This window comes from Marinitoga sp. 1154 (assembly GCF_013363285.1).
Taxonomy (GTDB): domain Bacteria; phylum Thermotogota; class Thermotogae; order Petrotogales; family Petrotogaceae; genus Marinitoga.
The window spans coordinates 63,606-84,512 of record NZ_LBFB01000008.1 but is presented as its reverse complement, the minus strand read 5'-3'; the positions used below and the strand labels follow the sequence as shown (position 1 = coordinate 84,512).

Here is a 20,907-nt window from a genome sequence, read left to right as displayed (position 1 = left end):
TACGGGGGTGTAAAAATGGATATTATTAATCATGTAGAAAATCTTAAAGAAGATATAATCGAAGGATTAAAAAAATTTATTTCTATTAATTCTGTAAATCCAAGAGGTGGAGGGCCTGGAGAAAAAGAGGTTGCAGAATATCTTGAATCATATATGAAAACTATGAAATTCGATGAAATAAAACGTTACGATGCTCCAGATGATGCTGTAAAATATGGTTTTAGACCTAATATTATTGCGTTATATAAAGGAAAAAATCCAAAAAGAACCATCTGGTTCATTACTCATATGGATAAAGTTCCAGCCGGAGATCTCTCTTTATGGGAAACAGACCCTTTTACACCAGTAGTAAAAGATGGTAAAATTTTTGGAAGAGGAGCAGAAGACAATGGAAGTTCTTTAATAGCAACACTTTTTGGTTTAAAAACTATTATGGACTTAAATATAAGACCAGAAAATAATATTGGTTTAGTATTTGTATCTGATGAAGAAACTGGAAGTGATTATGGCATAAAATATCTGTTAAAACAAGGAATTTTCAATGAAAATGACTGGTATTACGTGCCTGATTCTGGAAACGATGAAGGTTCATTTATTGAAATAGCAGAGAAATCCATATTATGGTTAAAAATCATAACTGAAGGAAAGCAGGCTCATGCAGCTACGCCAAATGTAGCCAGAAATGCTCATAGAGCTGCGATATATTTTGCGAAGGAGTTGGATGAATTTTTACATGAAAAATATAAAGCTATAGATAAAATGTTTGGGAGAGTTCCTATTTCAACCTTTGAACCAACAAAAAAAGAATATAATGTTGATAATATAAATACAATTCCAGGAACAGATATACTCTATTTTGATTGCAGAATACTTCCCCAATATGATTTAAGTGAAATACTCGATGATATCAATAAAATCAAAGAAAAATATGAAATTAAATTCGATGTTAAAATAAATATTGAAACGCCTCAAATTGAAAAAGCCCCTGCACCCACACCACCAGATCATCCAATGGTTATAAAATTAAAAGAAAGTTTAAAAGAATTAAGAAATATTGATGCATTTGTCGGAGGGATTGGTGGTGGTACATGCGCTGCAATATTAAGACACGAAAACCTTCCAGCTGTTGTATGGGGAACAATGGATCACACAGCGCATCAACCAAATGAATATATAAAAATAGCGCATTTAATTTCAGACACAAAAGTTTATGCGCATTTGATGAGAAATTTATAGGAGGTAATAGAGATGAAAACACTTATTTTATATGGATTTGGTCTTGGAGTTGTTGACATTAGAAGTATAAAAAAAGTGATTCACAATTATGACAAAATAATTGTATACATATCAAAATCTCCTCAGGGAAAAGCTATTGAAATGCTTAAAGATTTAGAAAATATAGAAATAAACGAAACCTTGAATTTTTATAAAGAAGCAAAAAAGAAACGTAAAGAAATTAAAGATTCTGAATTAAAAGACCTCGGAGATTTTGGAGATAGGGCGATGATGAGAGACCCATGTTAGAAAATATCAGTCTCATATTACTTGAAAGAGTATCCTTAATACTGGTAATTACATATATAATCTTTCAAACATATTTTATAAAAAATATATTTGGCAAAACATTAGTTGCCAAAAATAAGATTATGCTTGGTATTATAGGTGGACTATTGGGAATTTTAGGAACAATATTTGGCATTGAATACAATGGTGCGATAGTTAATTACAGAGATATTGGTGTAATTCTGGCAGGTATGACAGGCGGGATCACATCCGGCTTAATCGCCGCAGGAATCTCATCAATATTCAGGCTATCCATTGGAGGAATAACTGCATTCCCGTGTTTTTTGGGAACCGTAACAGCTGGAGTATTAAGTGGACTTATATCCCAGCATTTTGGAAGAAAACATTTTACTTTTTTTAATACATTATTTTATACGACAATTATTGAAATAATACATCTGACCTATGTATTAATTATGGTAAAACCTTTTAGTCTTGCGTATGATATAACTTTCAATATATTATTTCCTATGGTTGTAACAAATGCTCTGGGGGTTTCTTTTTTGAATTTTATGATAAAAAATCTGGAAGAAAACCTTGAACTTACAGCTGAGAGTGCTATGACTTCAATATTTATTATTATGGAAAATAGTTTAAATACAATAGAACTTGGTTTTAACGAAAAAAGCGCAAATATTATAGCCAAGACCATTTTGGAGAATAGTACCTTTGATGCTGTAGCATTAACGGATAAAAGAAAAATATTATCTCATGTTGGTATAGGAAGCGATCATCATGTTTCTGGATTAAAAATAAAGACTGGAGCAACAAAAAAAGTTATAAAAAGCGAAAAAGGTTTAAAGATTATTGGAAAAAGTGGAATAAGCTGTGAAAAAAAAGATTGCCCATTACACTCGGCAATAATATTGCCATTAAAAGATTTAAATAATAACTTAATAGGTACCTTAAAACTATATTATTCAAAAAATAAAACCATAAAAAATACAGATATTGTTTTTGGAAAAAAGTTATCTCAAACGTTATCTTTGATAATATCTATATCAAAAATGAATGAAGCTTTAAAACTTGCTACAGAAGAAAAATTAAGAGAATTAATGGCAAATTTGAGCCCACATTTTTTATTCAATACTTTAAATGCCATCAAATATATATCAAAAAAAGAACCTGATAATGTAAACAAATTTATAGATAATCTCTCTAATTTACTACGGTATACATTATATGAAAATGCAAAACTTGTTACTATAAAAGAAGAAATAGATTTTACAAAAAATTATTTAGAATTAATGAAATTAAGATTCAAAGACAAGCTGGATTATGAAATAAAATGCAACAAAAATACAGAAAGTAAAGAAATTCCTCCATTTATTCTCCAACCACTTATAGAAAATTCCATAAAACATGGTATGAAAGACAGTAAACTTCTCATAAGTTTAACAATAAAAGAAAATAATGATTCCATTTCTATTGTGGTAGAAGATAATGGAAAAGGTTTTTTAGGAAATAAACCTAAAGGAAAAGGTCTGGAATTGATAAAAAACAGATTAAATGCAATATATAATGAAAATTATGAATTAAACATAAAGTCTGGAATATTTGGCGGAGCAATTGTTGAAATAAAAATAAAAAATAGAGTTGGTGAATTAGTATGATAAAGGTTGTAATTATAGATGACGAATATTACGCAAGAGAAAGTCTGAAAGAATTAATAAAAGAAATGAGTTCTTTTGAAATATTAGGTTGTTTTGAAAGTGTTGAAAATTTTCTGAAAAGCAAAATAAAAAATGATACTGATGTAATCTTTCTTGATATAGAATTACCAAAAATAACGGGAATAAAAGCTTCAAAATATTTAGAAAAATATAAAGTTGTTTTTGTTACCGCTTATTCTGAATATGCAGTGGATGCTTTTGAAGTACATGCATTGGACTATTTGACAAAACCAGTCTCGGAAATAAGATTTATAGAAACAATTAATAGAATAGAAAAAGAATTCAAAAATACAAAACTCAACAAATTAGCTGTAGAAAATAATAAAGAAATAATATTTTTAGATTTTGAGGAAATATATTATTTTGAATATTTCAACAAAAAAATACTGGCAATTACAAAAAATGGTGAATATACACTCAAACACTTTAAAAATTTAAATAAATTTGAAAAAGAAATTCCTTACACTTTTTTAAGAGTACATAAATCCTATATAATAAATCTCGAATATGTTGATAAATTTATCAAAGATCCCAATTCACTTGAAATGAAAAATGGGAAAATTATTCCTATAGGAAAAACTCATATAAAAAACATTAAAAATATTTTGAATATTTAATTTATTTTTGTCAAGAAAATTTAATATCGTTTATTCTAAAAAAATGACCGTTCAGGTCATTTTTTTTCATGTTTAAGTATTAAGGAATAATTCTTATGATATAGTAAAAATTGCATATTAAAATTCTGAAAGGGGGAACTTTTGATGAACTCATTGCTTTTAGCAATATTAACATTTGTTGGATATTGGATAGCCTATAACACTTATGGTAAATGGATATCAAAAAAGATTTTTAAACTGGATGATAAAAATCCTGTACCTTCAAAAGAATTTGAAGACGGTGTTGACTATGTTCCTACTAAAAAACATATATTATTTGGTCATCATTTTACAACCATAGCTGGTACCGGACCTATAGTTGGTCCTGCGATTGGTGTAATATGGGGTTGGGTTCCTGCATTTATATGGGTATTTTTAGGATCTATATTCATGGGAGCAGTTCATGATTTTACATCTCTCATAGTATCTGCAAGAAATCAGGGGAAGACTATAGGTGAATTAACAGGAAATTTAATAAATGAAAGAACAGCTAAAATATTCCTTGTATTAATACAATTCCTATTATGGATAGTATTAGCTGTATTTGGATTAATTGTTGCCTTATTATTTAACATGTATCCACAATCTGTATTTCCTGTATGGATGGAAATACCAATAGCAATGTGGCTAAGTTATATGATATATAATAAAGGAAAAAATGATACAGTATATTCCATTATAGCCGTTATTTTAATGTATGTAACAATTGCAATAGGAGTAATCTTTCCAATAAAAGGTATTTCTGTTGTTACATGGATTTATATATTAATGGCATATGTATTTTTTGCTTCAACATTACCTGTTCATAAGTTACTACAACCAAGAGATTACATAAATTCGCATGAGCTATTGATAGCCATTGCATTATTGGTTTTTGGTATTATAGTTGGTCATCCTAAAATAGTTGCTCCAGCATTTCAAACAGTACCTGATGCTCCGCCAATATTCCCTATATTATTTATAACAATAGCTTGTGGCGCTATTTCTGGATTCCATAGTTTAGCTGCTTCTGGAACGACTGTTAAACAATTGGAAAAGGAAACAGATGCACATGCAATAGGTTATGGTGGAATGATAATGGAAGGTGTTTTGGCAACAATAGTAATAATTGCAGTTACTGCTGGTTTAGGGATGAATGGAGGTGGAGCTGAAGCATTTACATCTCATTATGCATCATGGGCAACAGCAAGTGGTTTGGGCGCAAAATTATCTGCTGTAATTAATGGTTCAGCGAACTTAATGAATTCATATGGTATTCCTCTTGATCTTGCAAAAACAATAATGGCTGTATTCATTGTTTCATTCGCTGGAACAACCATGGATTCATCAGCAAGAATTCAAAGATTTGCATTACAGGAATTATTTACAAATAAAGAAAAAGAAATAGTTATAAAGCCTTTAAAAAACAGATTTATTTCTACAGCAGTAGTTATATTGGCAGCAATGGCATTGGCATTATCAGCTGATGGAGGTAAAGGTGCATTAATTTTATGGCCTGTATTTGGTGCATTAAACCAGCTTTTAGCAGGTTTGGCATTATTAATAGGAACAGTATATCTTGCTAAAAAGAAAAAACCTATATGGATTACAGGATTACCCATGTTATTTATGATGATTATTACATTATATGCAACAACTTTGAACTTAAAGAAATTCATTGCGGCAAATAATGGTCTTCTTATCTTTGTAACTGTGGTTACCCTTATAATTGCTTTCTGGATTTTAATAGAAGGATTTATTGCAATAGCAAGAGCAAACAAAGAACCTGAAGTAGTAGAAGAGGAAATTTAATAATAAAAAATAGCAGCTCTTTTGAGCTGCTATTTTTTATTATTAAATCAAAATTAACATATATGTTGTGTAACAAAATCAAAAACACACAATATATTGTGGTATAATAACATCTGGAGAAAGAATATGGGGGTGATATATATGATAAAACTTGAAGAATTTCTGGATATTTATAGCGATATAAAACCATCAGAGAATGCTGAAAGAATATTACGAGACAGATATCTATTAAAAGATGGTGAAGGGAATTACATAGAACACACATGGAAAGATATAGCAAAAAGGGTATCGAGATACATAGCAAGTGTTGAAACATTATATACTAATGATCTGGAATCCATAAAAAATACTGAAATAAAATTTTTTAAATTACTAAATAGCAGAGTTTTTTTGCCAAATAGTCCAACATTATTCAATGCAGGAAAAACTTTGCCAAATAATTTATTTTCAAAAAAAATAGATGAAATGATATTTGAAGATTATAAAAAAATATATAATTCAAGAACAAGACATAATATGTTATCAGCATGTTTTGTAATTCCGCTTGAAGACTCGATGGATGGCATTTTTGAAGCTGTAAAAAATGCTGCTTTAATTCAAAAATATGGTGGAGGTGTGGGTTATGATTTTTCAGTATTAAGGCCAAAAGACAGTTCGATTGCAGGTACAGGTGGAAAATCATCGGGTCCCATAAGTTTTATGCATGTATTTAACACTACAGCCTCAACTATAGAACAGGGAGGCGCAAGGCGTGGCGCTCAGATGGCAGTAATGCGTTATGATCATCCGGATATTATTGATTTTATAAACTCGAAAAAAAATAATGATGGAAAGTCTGTATTAAATTATTTTAATATCTCGGTTAATTTTGATGATCCTGAAGAATTTTTAAAAAAATTAGAAAATGATGAAGAAATAGAATTATCTCATCCTAATTCAAATATAAAAAAGACAATTAAAGCAAGAGAATTATTTGATTTAATTGCTGATAATGCGTGGAAATCTGGCGATCCTGGAATGTTATTTTTAGGGCGGCATAATAAATATTATGCTTTAGAGGATGTTACACCTGTAAGTGCTACTAATCCCTGTGGAGAAGAACCTTTGCCGCCATATGGAAGCTGTAATTTGGGTTCTATCGATATATCAAAGGTTGTAGATTATGTAGAAACTGGCAATCCTGATGACAATAATAAAGAATTATTTAAAGAATTAATATACTGGACTGTAAGGTTTCTGGATAATGTTATCGATATAAATGTATATCCTCTAAAACAAATAGATAAAGTATCAAAAGAACAGAGATTTATAGGACTTGGAATAATGGGACTTGCTGATGCTATGTACAAAAAAGAACTGCCATATAATTCTGATGAAGGTAGAAAATTTATGGCGGAAACCTTAGCACAATTTGCATATTATTCTCATCTTGCAAGTGCAGAATTAGCCAGAGAAAGAGGGAATTTTCCATTATTTGAAAAATCAAAATATAAAAATGGATTTATACCATTTCCTATGTTACCAGATAAATACTCTGAAAATATCAGAACCTGGAATTCACTTATAAAAGAACATTTTTATGGAGAATCAAAAAAATATAAAAGAAATGTTCAGGTAAATACAATAGCTCCAACTGGATCAATTTCTAACTTAGCCGATACATCAAGTGGAATAGAGCCGAATTTTATGCTCGCTTACATTAGATATATGACTGATAAAGAAGGAAATAGAGTTCCATTATCCTACATGAATAAAATATTGAGAAAAAGGTTAGATGGGGTATTAACAGAAGAATTAGAAGCCGAAATAATAGAAAAAGGATCTATTCAAAATATAGAAAATATACCATCAAGTATCAAAAAAATATTTGTAACTGCAATGGATATAACAGGTATGGATCATTTGCTGGCTCAAAATGTTATACAGAGTTATTTAGATGCATCATGTTCAAAAACAATAAATTTACCCAAAGAAGCCAGTGTTGAAGATATAAAAAAGATTTATAAAAGAGCCATGGAATTAAATTTAAAAGGAATTACAATATACAGAGATGGCTCATTGGAAACACAGGTTTTAACCAGAACAAAAAAAGAAGATAAAAAAGTAACATTTTTTGTACTTGATGAAAAACACAAATTACGCGCAAGACCAAGGAAAGAAACATTAAAAAGTGTAACAAGAAAATACAAAACAAAGTCTGGAACGGTTTATATTACCGTATCTTTTGATGATAATAATGAAGCCATAGAAATTTTCTTATCTGATGGAACAGAAACAGCAGAAATAATAGGAAGATTATCTTCAATAGCATTAAGGTCAGGTGTTTCTGTAGATGAAATATTGGAACAACTTTCAAAAGTAAAAGGGACATATTGTAAAGGAATTTCAAAAGAAATAAGACTTGCGCTTAAAGATTTTGAAGAACTTTGGAAAGACAATGAAATTGAAATTTTTCATATTGGCAAACCTTTGAGTAGAGAAGAAGTTGAGAAATTTGTTCATGTAAATAAACTTGAATATACAAAAGGCTATTATATAGATAATGAGGGAAATACTTACTGTCCAACATGCTTGAGTAAAAATTCATTATTAATGGCAGAAGGATGTATTTCATGTAAAACATGTGGATGGTCAAAATGTTCATAAAAAGATATTTTTATTTTAAATTTACGATGTCCAAAAAGTAAAGTCGCTCAAACCTTGATTGTTAATCCTCAAAAATAGCTCATTCTTGCCGGTCGTATCAGACTCACATCCGTGTTCGGCTTCACTCAATTTTGCATCCGTGCAAAATTGACCGGCTTCATTCGCTATTTTTTCGGACAATCTGCGAGTTTTCGCTTGCTTTACTAATTGGACACCCTAATTTTAAATTTAAAGTATATAATTATTTATAGATACTTTAAAAAGTTTTAATAAAATTTATAAAACTATAACTTGCCGTAGGCGTGTAACACCATAGGCGAGCGATAGCTCAATAATGTAAAATATTATTGTCCGATAGCCCACCGCAGGAGAGCCAAGATTGAGAGGTGAAATAAATGGCAAAATGTAAAAATTATCATGAAGCAGCTATAGAAGGAGCAAATGATGGAATATTTCATGGTGATCATATTCATCCAACAGTTATGATATGGGCTTCATTAAATGGCGAAAAAATAAAAAAATTAGTAGAAAAAGTGGCAGAATATGATGCGGATTATGCAGATGATTTAAAAGAAATGCTTGAAGAATATGATACTGATGTAGAGGATATTCCTATTCCCTTTCCTTTTTCATTTGCAACAGAGAAAGAGTTTGAAGATGCTGAAGTATTATTAAAAGATGTAGCAACAATAACAGAAGCGAAAGCATATTCTTTCATTGTTGAAGCAATGAGTGTAGAAGATGAAGAAGACACTGTGCCTTCAGTATTTACAGAATGTAGAGAAGGGAAAATATATTTAACTTTATTTAATTGGGAATATAACAAACTCGATGAAGAAGAATATGAAAATACAGATGAAGATATTCAAAGTTTTAGATTAAAAATATTATAAACAAAAAACCGGGGGAATCCCGGTTTTTTGTTTTTTTTTTAAATTTATGTTATTATTTAGGCTTTTAAATCCTCTAATTTTGTAGATTTTCCGTAGAATCTTAAAACAGCCCAGAGAGAAACTACACCTAAAATCAAAGAAATCCATACAGGCATTCCCAGACCAACAGGAATATACCCAACTATTGCAGCAATAAGTGCGGCTGTTAAAGCATAAGGCAACTGCGTTTTTACGTGATCAATATGATCAGCAGATGATGCCATTGATGACATAATAGTTGTGTCTGAAATTGGAGAACAATGGTCTCCAAATGTTGCTCCTGTTAATACAGCTCCTAATGTTGCATAGATTAATGGAGTCAATTCATTGCCAGTATAATGTGCTGCTAAAGGAATTGCTATTGGTAACATTATAGCCATAGTTCCCCATGAGGTGCCTGTTGCAAATGCAACTATTGCAGATAAAATAAATACTAAAACAGGAATTGCCCACCCTGGTAATGTATTTGAAACAATCTGAACCAGATACTCAGCTGTTCCTAAATCTGTTGCTATAGAACCAATTGACCATGCGAGTATTAATATAATTGTGGTAATTATTAGGGATTTGGCTCCTTCAACCCAAGCTTCTATTGCTTTTTTCAATGTCATAATTCCCTGTGACACTGCCATAACAATAGCAACAATACTAGCCAAGGCTGAAGCCCATATTAATGCTGCTGAAGCATCGGCATCACCAAAAGCGTCTCTGATACCATCCCATGTAAAAGGTTTATCAAGTCCACCACCAGAATACCATAATCCAACAAAAGCAAAAATAATCAAAGTAAGAATTGGGACCAATGCATTTGAAACTCTTAAAGGTATATTATCTTTTTCAAGATCTTTTTCAAAATCTGTTGATAACATAGGTTCTGCGCCATCTGCTAAAACCTTTCCTGTTAATCTTGCCCTTTTTTCTGCTTCATACATTGGTCCGAAATCCCTCATCATAAAACCAACCATAAACACCATAACTAAGGCAAATAATCCATACATTCTATAAGGTATTGATTGGAAAAATACAGAATATGGATTAACATCTACGTTTATTGCTTTAAATGCGTCACCAATTAAACCAAGTTCATATCCTATCCATGTGGAAATAGCTGCCATAGTTGCAACAGGTGCGGCTGTAGAATCAACAATATAAGATAACTTTTCCCTTGAAACCTTTAATTTATCTGTTAATGGTCTCATTGTAGGTCCAACAATTAAAGTATTGGCATAGTCATCAAAAAAGACGACAACACCCATTAAAGCTGTAGCTAATTGTGCGCTTTTCGCTGTTCTAGCCTTTTTAGCAAGAGCATTTGCTATTGCTCTCGTTCCTCCCATTTTAGCTATAACACCAACCATGCCTCCAATGGTTAATGTAAAGATAATAATTCCAGCATGCCATCCATCAGCTAAAGCATTTACAGGATATTCAAATGTTTTAGTATAACTTTCCACTAATTTCATAAAAAATCCTGAAGTAGAATTAGCAAAAACACTAATCAATGCTCCTGAAAAAACACCTAACAATAATGACAATATAACCTCTTTAGTAATAAAAGCCAAAACAATAGCTAATAGAGGTGGAATTAACGACCAGAATCCATAAACTACTTCTGCCGCTTCTCCGCCATCAGCAAAAGCCAGGGTCGCCATTAAGATGACCACCGCCATAATGAAAAAAACAATAAGTTTTTTCTTCATAGACTCCCTCCTTTAATAGATTTTTAATTATTATATCATATTCAAGCCTATTTTGTCAAAGAATATTAACATATTGCTATTTATAATAATGTCAACGTGTTTGAGAGTTACACTAAATTTAAAAATATGTCAAAAAAAATGAAATAATTAAAAATTTGAAATTCATCAATGCTCACTTACGGTGATACACGCTGCCGCGAGCATCGGTTAAAAACTTTTTGTATAAATGTAAAATCTGTACGTTTTTTATCAAGCGATACGTTGTCCAAAAAGTAAAGCCGCTCAAACCTTAATTGCTAATCTTCAAAAATAGCATATTTTCGCCGGTCGTATCAGACTCACATCCATGTTAGGCTTCACTCAATTTTGCATCCGTGCAAAATTGTCCGACTTCATATGCTATTTTTTCAGGCAATTTTCGAGTTTTCGCTTACTTTACTAATTGGACACCCTAATCAAGCGAGATAAAAAAATAAAAAGGGGTTTTAACCCCTTTTTATTTTTTTGAATTTATCAAATTTTAATTAAAATATTCTCTTACTGCAAACGATGCTGCGATTGCTCCATCAGCAGCTGCAGTTATGATTTGTCTTAATTCTTTTTGTATAACATCTCCTGCAGCAAAAACACCTTTTACATTTGTTTCTCTATGTTCGTCTACTATTATATATCCATAATCATCCAATTTTATTTTATCTTTAAATAATTGAGTTACAGGCAATAAACCCACAAACACAAATACACCATCAACATCAAAATTTGTTACTTCACCATTTTCTCTGTTTTCAAGTACTAATTGATTTACCTTTTTATCCCCTTTAATTTCTTTAACAACAGAATTCCATATGAATTTGATGTTTGCTGTATTGAAAGCTTTATCCTGGTAGATTTTATCAGCTCTTAATTTATCTCTTCTATGGATAATATAAACTTCTTTGGCTATTTTTGAAAGATATAGAGCTTCCTCTACTGCGGTATTTCCTCCACCAATTACAGCAACTTTCTGATTTTTGAAAAAATGTCCATCACAAGTTGCACAGTAAGAAACTCCACGACCTGCAAATTCTTTCTCACCTGGTACGTTTAATTTTCTTGGTGTTGCGCCAGTAGCAATAACTACTGTTTTTGTTTTTACAATATTCCCATCATCAAGAGAAATTATTTTTTCCTCTTTCTCAAAATTTACATTAATAACTTCACCATAATGAAATTCAACACCAAACTTTTTAGCATGTTCTCCCATTTTTTCTGCTAATTCTTCACCGGTAATTGATGAAAAACCAGGATAATTTTCAACATATTCGGTTAAATTAATCTGACCACCATCTAAATCCTTTTCTATTATCAACGGTTTAATTCCACCCTGAACAGCATATATGCCAGCTGCAACACCGGCAGGACCTCCACCTATAATAATCATATCATAATATTCTTTTAGATTACTTTTACTTTTAGAGGTTCCCAAGTCAAAAAACATGTTTACCCCTCCACAGCTTTTAATACTTCTTCAACAAAGTTTGGTTCAGGATATGCACCTATAAATTCGCCTTTTACTACCCATTCACCATCTTCAAACACTTCTATAACAGTATGTGGGACAGAACTTACATTATGTTTTGATGATATTTCGAAAAATTCATTTGCTTCAACCATTTCACCATTGATGTTTTCATTTATCATTGCAGCCTGTTGTGCTGATAATACCGCTCTTGGGCAGTATGGACATGTTGGAGTAACAAAAACTCTTAATCTCATTTTTTTATTTATATTTTTTAATTTTGCTACAGCATCTTCAGATAATTCTACTTCACCATTTTTGGATAATAATATCAAATCCTGTAATAATGTGCTGAATTCGTGTCCGGATGGTATACCATAAAATCTTATACCTAAATCTGAACCATTTGAGGCTAATATAACTGTAGCTGGAGCTAAAGTTTTATCTATTTCATATTCTTCAGCAATAGGTGAATTTATATCATAAATATCCAAATCTACGTTTTCCACACCTTCTTTTAATTCTGTGTATAACTGTTTTGTTACATCACAATATTCGCAATTTTCCTTTTCAAATAATATTATTTTTACTCTACCTTTCATTTCTGATAATAATTCCCTAACTTGTTCTAATGTTTTTTCATCTAATAATTTTTCCACAAAAAACACCTCCGCGTTATATATTTTCTTTTGCTTTTTTAATAAAATTCTTCAATACTACAATTTGTTCTTCCATCTCTATGATGAAATTATTTATTCTTTCTTTTCCTTTTTTAGTGATCTTATATATTTTTCTTGGTGGACTTGAAGTAGTATCCCAATCAAATTCTATTTCTTTTCTTTTTTCTAATTCAGATAATGCTCTGTATACCCTTCCTTTTTGACCAATTCCTTCTGGTATGGTTATTCCCATCTCGCATAGTCTGTTCGATAATTCATAACCATAACTTGCTTTCTCTGCTATTAGTATCAACAAAAGATCACATATTAATTTTCCACTTTTATTAAAGACCTTACATTTACTCATAGATTCCATTTCTTCCCTCCAAATATAACAAAAAAAGTCTGATATCATCAATCATATTATATACAAAATGTATATATTTGTCAACAAAAAAAGATAACAATACTGTATTTGTTATATTTAAAAAGAGTTACAAAATTAATTTAGTATTATTAATCCGAAAATGAATTATATATCTCCTTAATTTCATTGGAATATTTTCTGAAAATATTTAAAATTTCCGGATTAAAATCTTCAGGAGAAGTTCTATCATCACCTTCTAATATAATATTCATAGCAGATTCATGCGATAATGCTTCTTTATATGGTCTTTTTGAACGAAGTGCGTCATAAACATCTACTATTGAAACTATCTGTGCCTCTATCGGTATTTTTTCGCTTTTTAAATTAAAAGGATAACCCCCGCCATTATATTTTTCATGATGATATATAGCTATTTTTAAGGCGGTATCAAAATAAGGATCGTCACCCAATAGTCGCTCAGCATAAATTGTATGTTTCTTCATAATCTCATATTCTTCATCTGTTAGTCTGCTTTTTTTATTTAATATTTCAAGTGGAATAAAAATTTTTCCTATATCATGCAACGGAGCAAATTCCCGCATTTCAAGAATTCTTTCAGCAGGCAAATTTAATTTTTTTGCAATGAAAGATGCTAATTCTCCTACTCTATATATATGCTGTCCAGTTATATCATCATGTGCCTCCGCTATTAATGCCAATTTGCTTGCAAAATTAAGATATGCATTTTTTACCTGATCTATATTTAATTTGGAAGATAGTGCAGTCTTTGCAATATTAATAAATGCTTGAAATATCATTTTATCAGTATCATTAAAGGTTTTTTTGCTATTTTTTGTTGTTTCCAGAGAAAAACTCAACGTTTTATCCTTACTAATATTTATAGTAGCAATCATTATTTCATTAATTGGTTTAGCAGTTTTTAAAAATTCCTGTCTTATTTTTTTATTATCAAACACTTTTTTATTATATTGCTCTAAATCTTTGCCTTTCATTACTTTTAGTTTTTCGCCTGTTTTTATCATATATTTACTTTTAAGTGGTAAATTTCTTAATTTTTCAATATCATAACCTACAGCAGAAATAAATTTCCAGTGTTCTCCATCAGAAATGGAAATACTACCATAATCTGCTGTTTCAGAAAGTTCTATAGCAAATTTTAATAAATAATTGAAGTAACTACGAAGATCAATTTCCTTATTACCGAGATATTGTATTAAATCTATTATTTTAAATAATTTTTGATTTAACAATTGTAATTCTGCATTTGTAATTTCTAGATTTTTTTGATGATTAATATTTTCTGTTATATCAACCCATAAAACCAAAAGACCATTTTCTTTGTTTGGTAAAGTGATTGCTGTTTTATAATCTTTAAAGTAAAGCTTTTTATTATTTATATTCAACATAAAAATATCAATAAACCCTTTTCTTTTTGAAGATAGAATATCAATGTCTTCTATTATTGATTCTTCTAAAAGGCTTTTGTTTGTACTGTTAAATAAATCCAATAACGATTTACCTATAATATTTTCTTTTTTTAGTCCCAGTAAATTTGCAAAAGCATTATTTACAAATACAATTTCCTGTTCTATGTTTTTGATGTATATTGGATTAGGAGATAAATTTACAATTTCTTCTATAAGCTTTTTTGAACTATTCAATTCTATAACCTTATTTTCTAATTCTAAAAGTGTTTTTTTCAATGCAGTGGTTCTATTTTCTACTCTTTTTTTTAATATTTTTGAATGCATATAAAATATTGCGATTATCAATATTGCGATTGTTAAACCAAAAAGAATCATGTATTTTAACCAGTCTGGTATTTTTTCTCTAATAATCGGTTCAAAGTATTTATCAAAAATTCTATAATAAAATGAATTATTATCCTCTTTTAATTTTTTTAATTGTTTATCAATCAAATCAAAAATATTTTTTAAATTACTATCCTTATACATAATATATCCGCCAATTGGCTTAAATATTATAGAAGTCTTCTTTACATTATATTTCTTTTCCTGATCAAGGCCAAAAAATCTTGGAACAACACCAGCATCAATTTTTTTTCTATCCAACATTTTAAATATATCTTCATATGTATCAAATTCAACAAATTTAGCCTTAATATTAAAACCTTTTAATAAATCTTTTATTCCATCCTTGCCTTCATAGAAGATATCTGTTTTCATTACACCAATTTTTTTATTTTTTAAATCAAGAATAGATGAAAGATTAAGATTTTTTCTTGTATAAATAACAGCCCATTCAAAAAATACAGCCTCTTGATTAAAATGAAAAAATTGAGACCTTTCTGGCGTAAAAGCCAATGGTGCAACACCATCGATTTTGCCACTTTTAAGTTTTTCTATCAAATTTTGTTGTGAGTCAATAATTATGTTCAATTCTATGCTATTATTATCTGCAATAAATTCAAGAATATCATTTAAAAAACCATTATTTTCATCAATAACAACAGGTGGAGCTTTATACAAACCTATTGTTATTGAAAAGGAAAAAATGTTTATTATTATAATAATTATAAAAAATATTTTTTTCATATTAAAATCACCTTACTATTGTATTATGGTATATTCTATAATATCATTTTAAAGTAAATTTTCAGGTTGTCAAGAGGTTAAAAATTTTAACATTAACATATTATCTTATTTTTTCCTTTGTTTTTAGCCCTATAAGCTTTTTTATCAGCTGCTTTTATCAGTTTTAAAATAGAAGTTTTTTTGTTATCTTCAATTCCAACACTAAATTTCACATGAACTTTTAAAAGCTTTTTTCTTATTCTTTTTAGAATATTACGAGCGGTAAATTTGTCTACATCTTCAAAAATAATTACAAATTCATCTCCACCATACCTATAAGCTTTATCCTTCTCTCTGATAGAAACTTTTATAATATCGGAAATCTCTTTTAAAATCATATCTCCTTTTAGATGCCCATATTTATCATTAATATATTTAAAATTATCTAAATCTATAAAGGCTAAAGCTATTAATTTTTCTCTTTTTTCATATATTTCTAAATCTTTTCTTAATTTAGATGAATTATATAACCCGGTTAAATGATCTATTTCGCTTAATTTCTTTATTTCAGTAAAATAATTTCCATGAATAAGTATCATAGATACTATTTTTGCCAATACAGATAATGTTTGCATATCTTCTGTTGTTGGTCTTAAACCATCTTCCGGAGTGTCGCATGAGATATATCCAATTATTTCATCATTCTTATTTCTCAGTGTAAGTGCCAGCAAATCTTTTTCATTCCATAAATAATCTTTATCATAAATATTTGCTGTTATATTTTGCTCAAAAATAAAATAGTTATTTTCGTTTATATTTTCTGCAAAATTAGGTATAAAATATACCTCACCATATCTATACTCATTTTTAAATACATTCTCAATAATTTCTGACGCTCTTACTTTTCTTTTTCTTAATTTTTCAAAGTCTTCTTTTGAAAAACCTGCATATACAACTCTTTTAATTTCATCGTTTTGATAATCGATCTCTGAAATTAGTACATATTTGTATTGAAATTTCTCATTAAGAAGTTTTGCAACTTCTCTTAATATGACTTCTTTTGGCGCTTTAATAGAATATGCATGTAATAAATTAGAGAATTCCAGCATAATTTCATTAAATTTTTTTAATCTTTTATTTTTAACCCGTTCTTCTTCTTTTTCATAAAGATATTTGGTTATGAAAAAATATATACCTAAAAATAACAAATTTTGAAGTAAAAAATAATGTCTTACTAAAAGATTTCTGGATATCAAATATAAATATATACTTGGTAATGTGGCAATAAAAAATATATATTCTATAAAAAACATATTCAATTTAAAGTTTTTGATATCAACAAAAATAGTATTTAATATTTTAGCAATAGTAACAAACAAAAATAATTCGAAATAAATGTTTAAATTAAATTCAAGCTTTTCAACAATTATATACGAACCATAATACATTATAAAATATACAAAGAATTTTCTAATTCTCTGTATAAGACTAACTTTATTATCTATTCTTAATATAGTAATTGCAGCAGAATATAGTATATATTGTGGTCCTAATAAAAATGCAATTAAAAATCCTGGAATATTTGATACAAGACGCTTCTCATTTCTCCATTTCACATTGATATTATCTGATATAAATGTTATTAATAAAACACCAAAAAGTTTGTGTAAATCAAAGTTAAAATCAAAAGGAAAATAAATTAAAAGAAAAAAACTAAATATTCCTTCAAAAATTATTTTTTTCGTATACCCCCAATTAATCTTTTTATTCATCATGTCCCCCCACTGTTTTTATTTTTTTAATATTTCATCATCGAGAACTTCATCGATTTCATCGAATCCATAAAGTCTGGCTTTTATTCTCAAATCATCGATGTTTAGCAAGTTCATGATATTTTTAGCCAGTAAAAATTCAAAGGGCAACCACGTTACATGTCCCGTTGGGATTATATAATATCTTGCCTCTTTAAATTCGCCTGCTAACATCCTTCTGCTTTTTTTTGAAAGTGTTTTATCAAAAATTGCTTCAACAAACGTAACCTTTTTAGAATCAATTAAGTGCGCATACGACAGCGGATCAACCTTAAATAAAGGGTGAATATTATCTGATTCAATTAATTCTTTTAAAGACATTTTTCTTACAAATCCAAACTGTTTTTTATAAATTTCAAAAATTTTTTCAGGATTATGCAGATCACAATCTTCTCTAAAACCCTTTTCTATCAATCTTTTTACAAATTTTGTTGCAGGAGAATTATATAATATCTCCGGTAAATTTCCCCCTGTTGTCATAAGTAAAAGATGTTTTAATTGAGGATTTAAAGCTTCAACAATAGTTCCAACCATTCCACCAAGACAATATCCTATAAGAATATTTTCTTTTTTCCATACACCTTCCTGTTTTAAAAAATCAATTGTAGATAATGCATCGACAACACCATGTTCCCAAAATTGATACATTATTTTTATATTCGGCCACAAATAATTTCTTCCACTGACAGAATTTTTATCTACTCTTGTATAATTTCCCGGCAAAATTAAAATAGATGTATTTATCCCCACACTTGCAAGTCTTCTTGCCATCCATAACATATATTTAACATTTGCACTACCGAGTCCATGTAAAATTAAAGCAGATGCATATGTTTTGTCTTTTGGCATAAAATTATATATTTCAACAATTTCTGTGCCTTTAGCTGGATTTTTATAAAGTGTATTGAATCTGATATAATTGCATCTATAGTGCTTTCCTTTAAAAATAAAACCGGAAATATAATCAATTTTTTTCTTTTCATATGAAAAATCAATCTTCATTTTTCATCAATCCCCTTATAAACTTTACCGTTTCATTTAATATCTTTATAGTCTGAATATCATTATTTTCAAATTCAAAGGCGTGATCTCCATTTTTATGGACCAATATTTTAGTCTGTATACCTTTTTCTCTTAATTTCTTTAACAGCTCAATTGAAGATGAAAATGGGACGGTTTTATCCTCTTTTCCATGAACTAGCAACACAGGTTTCATATTTTCATTAATCCAGAAAATTGGTGAATAATATAAATATTCCCCTTCTTTAGATGGAGTTGGAAGTCCTTTTAATGTAGTTACTGTTGCAACCTTTGCAAAAATAGATTTTACTTCTTTATCGAATAAATGTTTTAAATTAGCAGGAGTATAATACAGAATAACCCCTTTTATACCTTCAACATGTTGTATATTCTTTACAAATGTATTGTATGCGTAGTATAATAATGTAAGATGGCCTCCAGCAGACAACCCCATTAAGAGAATATTATTTTTATCTAAATATAAATTCTTTGAGTTATTTTTTATATAATTCAGAGCATCTGTATAATCAGATAATATTTCATTCATAGTATGTGAAATACCAAGCCTATAATCAATAGAAACAACGGCAAATCCTCTGGATGCTAAAAATTTACACCATGATACATTGTTTTTTTGATTTCTAAAACCGGAAACCCATCCTCCACCATGTGCAAAAAAGATTATCGGATACATTTCTTTTTTCTCTTCTGGATAATATATATCCAGCTTCAATTCTTTATTTTTAATCTTTTTATATACATAAGTTTTCACAATACCAGAGTATTTTGTATCTATAGGTAGTTTCCTAAACAACAAATTTGAAATATATATAATAGACCATAAAACAAATCCATATATTAAGACAATTCCTCCCCATGAGCATGAGAGAATTATAATAAATATTGTGTATACCTTTTTTAGTTTTTCTTTATTCAAAATAATCACCTGTAATCATTTAAATCTTAATAGATTTCTTATTTTTTAACATCCTGATAATCTAATTATACAATAAAAAATCAAAAGGAGCAAATAGATATGAGTTTTGGTAAGATATTAAAAATAATAGAAGAAAAAGATTTTTCTATTCATAATCAAAACACAAGAAGAGAAATATCAAAGATAAACAAATGGTTATTAAAGCCACGAGAATTAACACATAGAAAATTACTATCCATACTTAAATTTTTAAGCAAAAATGCTGAAAGGAAAATATTGAACAAACATTTAAATGATTTGCAATTTTTACTGATTCATATAGTAGAAAAACCAAAAGAAAACAGAATAAACGATTTGAAAAAATATTACAATCTATTAGAAGAAGATATTGAAACAATAAAATTTCTGATGTATCCAGAAAAATTTCCGCCGGGAGGTTATGAAAAAAAATTAAAAAAATATGGTATAGAATTATATTCTCCAAAAGTAATCTTTAAAAAATTACCTTTTAAAGATTATATTGATTTATATGCCTTGATGACATATGTGCCTCTCGATGAAAAAAATCCATTCATTCAAAATCTGCTTGATGAAATCCTGAATCTTGACTTTCTTGAGGATAAAAAAGCATATTTTAAAAAACTTATGGATATTTATAAAAGTCTTAATGATTTTGAACAACATATTTTAAATATACAATTAAAAAATTTTTCTTATTATCATTATAAATTATTCAATACAAATTCCGTAAAAGGTATTGTTATTGATGGAAGCAATGTAATTAGACATGAAAACAAAAATTCAATTCAACAATTAATAGAAATACTTGACAACATGTTTCTTGGAAAAATTGTATTTTTCCCGGTTCATATAGTTTTTGATAATAATATAGAATATTTTCTAAATGAAGAGGATAGGAAAACTTTAAAAAGATTAGCTGAAAAGAAAAGAGTATATTTTAATTCGCCTGCCGATGAAATGATAATATATATCTCCAGAAAATTTGACTATTATATACTTTCCAATGATAGATTTAAAGAATATAAAGTTGATGAAAATAAATTATTGAAAATAGAAAAATTTAAACTTTAATATTAAC

General features: G+C 28.8%; 16 protein-coding genes. 8 read left to right on the top strand and 8 right to left on the bottom strand.

Going from position 1 to position 20,907, the window contains the following annotated elements; translation table 11 throughout:
• Window positions 1-15: 15 nt before the first annotated feature.
• The 7 genes from XO12_RS05485 to XO12_RS05455 all read left to right on the top strand — a co-directional run bounded on the left by XO12_RS05485 (window position 16) and on the right by XO12_RS05455 (window position 9,222).
• Complete coding sequence (locus XO12_RS05485; RefSeq protein WP_175419825.1) at window positions 16-1,236, top strand: M20 family metallo-hydrolase; 1,221 nt, start codon at window positions 16-18, stop codon at window positions 1,234-1,236.
• Between the two features lie 12 nt (window positions 1,237-1,248).
• A complete protein-coding gene (locus XO12_RS05480) occupies window positions 1,249-1,524 on the top strand; it encodes a hypothetical protein (RefSeq protein ID WP_047266325.1) in 276 nt (91 codons plus the stop codon).
• On the top strand, window positions 1,518-3,176 hold the full coding sequence (locus XO12_RS05475; protein WP_047266326.1) for a LytS/YhcK type 5TM receptor domain-containing protein: 1,659 nt from the start codon (window positions 1,518-1,520) through the stop codon (window positions 3,174-3,176). The genes XO12_RS05480 and XO12_RS05475 overlap by 7 nt, the downstream gene beginning before the upstream one ends.
• A complete protein-coding gene (locus XO12_RS05470; RefSeq protein ID WP_175419824.1) occupies window positions 3,173-3,853 on the top strand; it encodes a LytTR family DNA-binding domain-containing protein in 681 nt (226 codons plus the stop codon). Before XO12_RS05475 ends, XO12_RS05470 begins: the two co-directional genes overlap by 4 nt.
• A 144-nt stretch (window positions 3,854-3,997) precedes the next feature.
• Window positions 3,998-5,683, top strand: coding sequence for a carbon starvation protein A (locus XO12_RS05465; protein WP_175419823.1), 1,686 nt, complete (start codon window positions 3,998-4,000; stop codon window positions 5,681-5,683).
• A gap of 141 nt (window positions 5,684-5,824) precedes the next feature.
• On the top strand, window positions 5,825-8,329 hold the full coding sequence (locus XO12_RS05460) for an adenosylcobalamin-dependent ribonucleoside-diphosphate reductase (RefSeq protein WP_217683651.1): 2,505 nt from the start codon (window positions 5,825-5,827) through the stop codon (window positions 8,327-8,329).
• 395 nt (window positions 8,330-8,724) lie between these two features.
• Complete coding sequence (locus tag XO12_RS05455) at window positions 8,725-9,222, top strand: hypothetical protein (RefSeq protein WP_175419821.1); 498 nt, start codon at window positions 8,725-8,727, stop codon at window positions 9,220-9,222.
• Window positions 9,223-9,278: 56 nt separating this feature from the next.
• On the opposite strand, the gene XO12_RS05450 is transcribed toward XO12_RS05455, so the two are convergent.
• The 8 genes from XO12_RS05450 to XO12_RS05415 all read right to left on the bottom strand — a co-directional run bounded on the left by XO12_RS05450 (window position 9,279) and on the right by XO12_RS05415 (window position 19,643).
• Window positions 9,279-10,961, bottom strand: coding sequence for a Na+/H+ antiporter NhaC family protein (locus tag XO12_RS05450; protein WP_175419820.1), 1,683 nt, complete (start codon window positions 10,959-10,961; stop codon window positions 9,279-9,281).
• Between the two features lie 520 nt (window positions 10,962-11,481).
• Window positions 11,482-12,438, bottom strand: coding sequence for a thioredoxin-disulfide reductase (trxB, locus tag XO12_RS05445; RefSeq protein ID WP_047266331.1), 957 nt, complete (start codon window positions 12,436-12,438; stop codon window positions 11,482-11,484).
• 2 nt (window positions 12,439-12,440) lie between these two features.
• Window positions 12,441-13,118, bottom strand: a complete 678-nt coding sequence (locus XO12_RS05440; RefSeq protein ID WP_175419819.1) for a thioredoxin family protein — start codon at window positions 13,116-13,118, stop codon at window positions 12,441-12,443.
• Window positions 13,119-13,134: 16 nt separating this feature from the next.
• Window positions 13,135-13,494 (bottom strand): PadR family transcriptional regulator, encoded by a 360-nt coding sequence (locus XO12_RS05435; RefSeq protein WP_052913254.1) that lies wholly within the window; start codon window positions 13,492-13,494, stop codon window positions 13,135-13,137.
• Between the two features lie 140 nt (window positions 13,495-13,634).
• Window positions 13,635-16,061, bottom strand: coding sequence for an HD domain-containing phosphohydrolase (locus XO12_RS05430; RefSeq protein ID WP_175419818.1), 2,427 nt, complete (start codon window positions 16,059-16,061; stop codon window positions 13,635-13,637).
• A gap of 92 nt (window positions 16,062-16,153) precedes the next feature.
• Window positions 16,154-17,812 carry a sensor domain-containing diguanylate cyclase gene (locus XO12_RS05425; RefSeq protein ID WP_047266332.1) on the bottom strand — a complete coding sequence of 553 codons (1,659 nt, stop codon included), beginning with the start codon at window positions 17,810-17,812 and terminating at the stop codon, window positions 16,154-16,156.
• Between the two features lie 18 nt (window positions 17,813-17,830).
• Complete coding sequence (locus XO12_RS05420; RefSeq protein WP_047266333.1) at window positions 17,831-18,853, bottom strand: alpha/beta hydrolase; 1,023 nt, start codon at window positions 18,851-18,853, stop codon at window positions 17,831-17,833.
• Window positions 18,843-19,643 carry an alpha/beta hydrolase gene (locus tag XO12_RS05415; protein WP_156166176.1) on the bottom strand — a complete coding sequence of 267 codons (801 nt, stop codon included), beginning with the start codon at window positions 19,641-19,643 and terminating at the stop codon, window positions 18,843-18,845. The genes XO12_RS05420 and XO12_RS05415 overlap by 11 nt, the downstream gene beginning before the upstream one ends.
• Before the next feature lie 264 nt (window positions 19,644-19,907).
• Between XO12_RS05415 and XO12_RS05410 the strand changes: the two genes are divergently transcribed.
• On the top strand, window positions 19,908-20,900 hold the full coding sequence (locus tag XO12_RS05410) for a hypothetical protein (protein ID WP_047266334.1): 993 nt from the start codon (window positions 19,908-19,910) through the stop codon (window positions 20,898-20,900).
• Window positions 20,901-20,907 lie beyond the last annotated feature (7 nt).